2 protein-coding genes, 1 tRNA gene and 1 pseudogene are annotated in these 6,066 nt (G+C 36.6%); 2 read left to right on the top strand and 2 right to left on the bottom strand.

All coding sequences use genetic code 11. The annotated features are described in order from the left end of the window. Window positions 1–155: 155 nt before the first annotated feature. A complete protein-coding gene (gene groL, locus ACIQ2I_RS07365) occupies window positions 156–1,781 on the top strand; it encodes a chaperonin GroEL (protein WP_396181778.1) in 1,626 nt (541 codons plus the stop codon). A gap of 91 nt (window positions 1,782–1,872) precedes the next feature. Here groL and ACIQ2I_RS07360 read toward each other — a convergent pair whose 3' ends face one another. Further along, on the bottom strand, window positions 1,873–2,625 hold the full coding sequence (locus ACIQ2I_RS07360) for a DUF2490 domain-containing protein (protein ID WP_396181777.1): 753 nt from the start codon (window positions 2,623–2,625) through the stop codon (window positions 1,873–1,875). Window positions 2,626–2,871: 246 nt separating this feature from the next. Between ACIQ2I_RS07360 and ACIQ2I_RS07355 the strand changes: the two genes are divergently transcribed. Next, window positions 2,872–2,944 (top strand) — tRNA-Met (locus ACIQ2I_RS07355). 209 nt (window positions 2,945–3,153) lie between these two features. Here the strand turns inward: ACIQ2I_RS07355 and ACIQ2I_RS07350 are convergent. After that, a pseudogene (locus ACIQ2I_RS07350) lies at window positions 3,154–6,066 on the bottom strand (hypothetical protein); the annotation flags it as partial.

The following is a 6,066-nucleotide window of genomic DNA, read 5'->3' as shown; positions in this document are numbered from 1 at the left end:
ACGAAGGTAAAGATTACCTAATTATGCGTGAAGATGAAATTTATGCAATTTTGTAGTTTTGAGCAATAAGCAATTAGTTTTAACTAAATAATATAAAAATAATAGCAGAATGGTTAGCTTATAGCGTGAAGCCTTCTGCCTAAAACAATAAAAAAATGGCAAAAGATATAAAATTTGATATTGAAGCACGTGACGGATTAAAACGTGGCGTAGATGCGTTAGCAAATGCTGTAAAAGTAACTTTAGGTCCAAAAGGAAGAAATGTTATTATTTCTAAATCTTTTGGAGGCCCAACGGTTACTAAAGATGGTGTTTCTGTAGCAAAAGAAATTGAATTGGCAGATCCATTAGAAAATATGGGTGCGCAAATGGTTAAAGAAGTAGCTTCAAAAACTAATGATTTAGCTGGAGACGGAACGACAACAGCTACTGTTTTGGCTCAAGCAATAGTTAAAGAAGGTTTGAAAAACGTAGCAGCTGGAGCTAATCCAATGGATTTAAAGCGTGGTATCGATAAAGCAGTAGAAGCTATTGTTGCCGATTTGGCAAAGCAAACTCAATCGGTAGGTGATTCTTCAGAAAAAATAAAACAAGTAGCTTCAATCTCTGCAAATAACGATGAAACGATTGGTGATTTAATTGCGAAAGCATTTACAAGAGTTGGAAAAGAAGGTGTTATCACTGTTGAAGAGGCAAAAGGGACTGATACTTATGTAGATGTTGTAGAAGGAATGCAGTTTGACAGAGGTTATTTATCACCTTATTTTGTTACAGATGCAGATAAAATGGTTGCAGAATTAAGTAATCCATATGTTTTATTATATGATAAAAAAATCTCTAACTTACAAGAATTATTACCTATTTTAGAACCCGTTGCACAATCAAGTCGTCCGTTGTTAATTATTGCGGAAGACGTTGATGGACAGGCATTAGCTACTTTGGTTGTAAATAAATTACGTGGTGGATTAAAAATTGCTGCAGTAAAAGCACCAGGTTTTGGAGACAGAAGAAAAGCCATGTTAGAAGACATCGCTATTTTAACTGGTGGAACCGTAATTGCAGAAGAAAGTGGGTATTCATTAGAAAATACCACTTTAGAAATGTTAGGTACAGCTGAAACGATTTCTATTGATAAAGACAATACTACTATTGTAAACGGAGCAGGTGATAAGGAATTAATCAAAGGTCGCGTAAACCAAATTAAAGCTCAAATGGAGACGTCAACTTCAGATTACGACAAAGAAAAATTACAAGAGCGTTTGGCTAAATTAGCAGGCGGTGTAGCGGTACTATATGTTGGTGCAGCTTCAGAAGTAGAAATGAAAGAGAAAAAAGACAGAGTAGATGATGCATTACACGCCACTCGTGCGGCTGTAGAAGAGGGAATTGTTGCTGGTGGAGGTGTTGCATTAGTGCGTGCTAAAACAGTTTTAGCAACTTTAAAAGCAGAAAACGCAGACGAAGCTACTGGAATACAAATTATTTCTCGTGCCGTTGAAGCCCCTTTACGAACCATTGTTGAAAACGCTGGAGGAGAAGGTTCTGTGGTAATTGCTAAAGTAACTGAAGGTTCAGGTGATTTTGGATTTAATGCTAAAACAGGAGAATATGTTCAAATGTTAGCAGCCGGAATTATCGATCCGAAGAAAGTAACTCGTGTGGCTTTAGAGAATGCAGCTTCTGTTGCAGGTATGATTTTAACTACAGAATGTGCCTTGATTGAAATTAAAGAAGAGTCAAGCTCAAGTCCTATGGGCGGCGGAATGCCAGGAATGATGTAATCTAATTTTAGATTTACGACTTTAGATTTACGAAGTATAAAAAAACCGTCCCGATTTTATCGGGACGGTTTTTTGTTTTATAGAAATTGTATTACTTCTTAGAATTCGTGTAATCTAAATTATGCGTGATACTCATGGAAACATTATGATTCATGATGTTGTTTCCGATTTCAGGTGTTACCAAATGATTTAAATACCCAACTTCTAGTCGAATGGTGTCTTCATAATTAATTCCGAAACCAATTAAAAGCCTGTTTTGATCGAAGAAATTAGCATTCACTTTATTGGATCCTATATTAAAAAAAAATTCGTCTTGTAAAATAGCGTACGCTTTGTTTCTGTCAGTATTAAATTTAAATAAATGAAATAAATTACGATTCAAATACCTTAATCTATTTTGATAATTGGTCGCTTCTACTACAATTTCATCATCACTATTTAAAATAATATTATCTACAAAACGCTGTTCTAAACGAAAACGCTGTGTCATTATATTTTTATTATCAGACCATTTGTAATTATATTGTATTTGTTCCCAGGCTCTGTTTTCTGCAAAAAAATCAGTTAAAGAAGGTTTGAAAGTTTTAATCAATCCGTAACCTGCGCTCAAAGTAATTTGATTGTTTAAATAATACATACCGCCAATTCGGAATAAATTCTGTCTGTTTTGCTCAAAATTAGCATCACCACGCCATTGCACTTCTAAATGCGCACCAAACTTGTTGGTTAGTTTGTATTGACCTGTATAGACAACCCAAACAGCTTGACCTTGAATTGTTTGTTGTGCAAATGCCGTAGAAAGCATAAAAGTTAAACCGAATATAATTCTAAATTTTAAATTCATTTTTTTGTGTTTTGTAATGTAAAATTAAGATTTAAAATTTATTTTTTGAATTAAAACTTCTGCTTTTGCTAATTTTATATTTTGTTTAATCCCTTCTAATTTGTTTAAAATATTGCTAAAATAAAATGGTTTAATATTTTTTTAAGTTTTACTTGTCGGAACCAAAATTGGTTGTATATTTGCAATAGAATTAAGTACGAAACATTGCTTATTTCACCAAAAAAGAAAAAAGCATTAAACATATATCGCGGGATAGAGCAGTAGGCAGCTCGTCGGGCTCATAACCCGAAGGTCACAGGTTCGAGTCCTGTTCCCGCTACTAAATAAGTCATTCAGAAATGAGTGGCTTTTTTTATGCAATGAACTCAGTGATAAAGGGTTGTAATGACCTATCAATAAGTAGATAACTGTTTCCTTTGATTGACTTCTTAATCAAATACTGACAAAGTTAGAGACCAAATAAAAAAATACTGGCAGTTAACTGACAATAATACTTTATAAATAAGAGTTCTGCTAATAAAAAAACAACTAATTTTCAGTTGACATCGTTACCAATACATTGGTGCCTGCAACCACAAATCGATACAAATGAATTTTGCCAATTGTTCTATTAGAGGTTCCCATATATCTAATTGTAAATCCAGCTGGCAATGTAAAGCTCAGACTATTTGAAACATTATTGGCTGTGGTAACTAAATTATATACACCTCCGTCTTTAATATTTGTTAAAGTAATCGCATTGCTTGTTGCTGATGTAAAGGCTATATTACTTAATGAAAAGTCTATAGTTGTATCAGCTACCTCGTCATTTGAGGAAGCATTAGTATAGGCGCCGTTAACTTGTAATTTTGCGCCTGTATCTGTGGTAGTACCCAAAAGTAAATTACCATAAATAGCTGCTTTTCTGGTTGAACTATTCCCTAAAACCGTACTGTTTGAACCTAATCCCACTACGTCATTACCAATTACTATTTCATTAGTTGATCCTGATGCATTTAGTCCTCGAGTTAAAAATCCTAAATAAATAGAATTATCAGTTGATGTTAATGATGTTCCTGAACCAGTGTATCTTCCAGCGTTACCCCCTAAAGCTATGTTGTTTGAACCCGAAGAAAGATTTAAAAAGGAATTCAGTCCGAAAGAAGAATTATTAATTCCAGTAGAATTATTTAATAATGTCCCAGCACCCACTGCTGTATTGTTATTACCAGTAGTATTATTTATTAAAGCATTAATGCCTATTGCAACGTTTGCCGCTCCAGAGGTATTTAAACGTAACGAATTAATTCCAATTGCAGTATTTGAAGCACCCGTATTATTTGAAAATAAAGATTCATAGCCAATTGCAGTATTATTAGTTCCTGTAGTATTAACTGATAATGCTGATTTACCAAATATAGTATTGCTGTCAAAATTACCAGGACCCCTACCTAATGACAAGCCATTCATAGTGGCATCAGTAGTTACACTAACTACAGTACCATTATCTGAAATATTGGAATTGCCTATTGCTGAAGCTCCTGTAAATTTAGGTATACTATTGGCTGTTCCAGTACCCGTAACTGGATTAGTCAAAGCATTTTGTTTCGAATTAAAAGTAGTCCAGTCAGTAGCACTTAAAGCCCCATTTGCCGAAGCGCTAGCTAAGCCTAATGACAATTGTTGTGTTGCTAGACTTAGACCATTAGCCGTTCCAATTGTAAGTGGGTTATGTGATTCTGATGTTAAAGCTAATGTTCCCGTTGCATTTGGCAATGTGTAGGTATTAGTGCCATTTGTTATAGTAGAACCAAGCGTTAATTGTCCCGAAAACCGTCCTGTACCATTTACATTGATTTTAAAACCATTGTCAGTAGTAGTGCCCAATAGTAAATTACCATAAATAGCTGCTTTTGTTGTTGCACTATTCCCTAAAACGGTACTATTGTCACCCAAACCAACTGCAGAATTTCCAATCACAATTTCATTAGTTGAACCTGGTGAATTCAACCCCCTTGTATTAGCCCCAACATATACAGAATAACTTGAAGTGTTCAATTCATTTGTTCCCAAGTTACTATATCTACCAGCACCAAATCCAATAGCAACATTATCTCCTCCGGTAGTAATTGTGTTTAATGCTGCCCATCCTATTGCTGTATTTGAATCTGCAGTTGTACTATTATTCAAAGCGCTTCTACCTATAGCGGTATTATAGGAACCAGTTGTATTTTCCCAAAATGAGCCAAGTCCTATAGCTACATTTTGTGAACCCGTAGTATTTTTTAATCCACTATCATGACCAATCATTGTGTTGCTTGATCCCTCTGTATTTTCAAGCATTGCTGATTTTCCCACAGCCACATTATAATTTCCAATCGTATTATTAAATAAAGCATCTCTCCCTATCGCTGTATTTGAAACCCCAGTTGAATTGTAACGTAAAGCTTGAAATCCAACAGCTGTATTACTATTATTGCCATCATTATTAGCTAATGCATTCAATCCAAAAACGGTATTGGTTTCAAAATTACCGGGGCCTCTACCTAAAGACAAGCCGTTTACAATAGCATTAGTTGTTATACTAACTAGGGTTCCATTATCAGAAATATTGGAATCCACTAAAGTTGAAGTCCCATTAAATTTAGATAGCGAATTTGTAGTACCTTCTAATCCTTGATCGCCAGGAGCTCCTTTAATATTTGTTACAATACTATAAGAATCAGCTGTTTTTAAATAAACATCATTTGATGTAGTATCCAAATAGTAATCTCCGTTTGAACCTAAAGTACTTGATGGCACACCTGTACCACTTTTCCAGGTTGCACCGTTAGTTCCTGCATCTCCTTGCGGTCCTTGCGGTCCTTGCGGTCCAACTGCACCGTCAGCACCATTTGTTCCTGCTATCCCTTGAGGTCCTTGAGGTCCTTGAGGTCCATCAGCACCATTTGTTCCTGCTATCCCTTGCGGTCCTTGTGGTCCAGCTGCACCGTCAGCACCATCTGTTCCAGTTATACCTTGTAGTCCTTGCGGTCCTTGTGGTCCATCTGCCCCGTCAGCACCATTTGTTCCAGCTATACCTTGCGGTCCTTGCGGTCCATCTGCACCTTGAGGACCAACAGCTCCATCAAGACCTTGAATACCTTGAATACCTTGTGGTCCTTGCGGTCCAACTGCACCGTCAGCACCATTTGTTCCAGCTATACCTTGAATACCTTGAGGTCCTTGAGGTCCTTGGGGCCCATTTGCACCGTCAGCACCATTTGTTCCTGCTATACCTTGAGGTCCTTGAGGTCCTTGTGGACCAACTGCACCGTCAGCACCATCCGTTCCTGCTATACCTTGAGGTCCTTGAGGTCCTTGGGGCCCATTTGCACCGTCAGCACCATCCGTTCCAGCTATACCTTGAGGTCCTTGAGGTCCAACTGCACCATCAATTCCTTGAATTCCTTGTAATCCTTG

Source organism: Flavobacterium sp. (assembly GCF_044368995.1).
In the GTDB taxonomy this organism is placed as follows: domain Bacteria; phylum Bacteroidota; class Bacteroidia; order Flavobacteriales; family Flavobacteriaceae; genus Flavobacterium.
The sequence above is the reverse complement of the archived record's forward strand: the minus strand, read 5'-3'. Positions and strand labels throughout refer to the sequence as shown.

Excerpts from the sequence above, each read along its gene's own strand:
- groL (WP_396181778.1), top strand. The coding sequence starts at position 156 with ATGGCAAAAGATATAAAATTTGATATTGAAGCACGTGACGGATTAAAA.
- ACIQ2I_RS07360 (WP_396181777.1), bottom strand. The coding sequence starts at position 2,625 with ATGAATTTAAAATTTAGAATTATATTCGGTTTAACTTTTATGCTTTCT.